We start from the raw sequence: 604 nt of genomic DNA, 5'->3' as shown, positions 1-604 counted from the left end.
TTTTTAAAGAAATTTGGTTTTAGATAATCTAGAGCGTAGTGACCTTTCACACAGGCTATTCGTGAAAGGTCAGCTCGCCCTAAAACTTGGAGTTAAAAATGACTAAGATCTTAATCGTCGGTGGTGTTGCAGGTGGTGCATCTGCGGCGGCGCGTGCTCGTCGTCTAAGCGAAGATGCCGAAATCATCATGTTTGAACGTGGCCCGTTTGTTTCATTTGCCAACTGTGGCTTGCCTTATCACATCGGCGGCGATATCCAAGAACGCAGTAAGTTACTACTACAAACGCCAGAAAGCTTTTTAGCACGCTTTAACGTTGATGTTCGCGTGATGAATGAAGTGGTATCTATTAACCGACAGGACAAAACCGTTACGATCAAAAACCTGTTGGATGAGTCTGAATACGTAGAATCATACGACTTCCTACTGCTTAGCCCAGGTGCTGGTCCTATTGTTCCACCAATCCCAGGCCTCGATAACCCGCTCACCCACTCGCTACGTAACATTCCAGATATGGATCGCATCATCGAAACGATCCAAATGAACAAGCCAGAGCATGCGACAGTTGTTGGCGGCGGTTTCATCGGTTTAGAAATGATGGAAGC

Annotated in this window: 1 protein-coding gene; it reads left to right on the top strand. The window is 46.2% G+C overall.

Going from position 1 to position 604, the window contains the following annotated elements; genetic code table 11:
* Positions 1-98: 98 nt before the first annotated feature.
* A partial coding sequence (locus tag R7Q11_RS27670; protein ID WP_225467170.1) for an FAD/NAD(P)-binding oxidoreductase occupies positions 99-604 on the top strand: 506 nt, incomplete at its 3' end.

This window comes from Vibrio sp. 970, assembly GCF_033339075.1.
The sequence above is the reverse complement of the archived record's forward strand: the minus strand, read 5'-3'. Positions and strand labels throughout refer to the sequence as shown.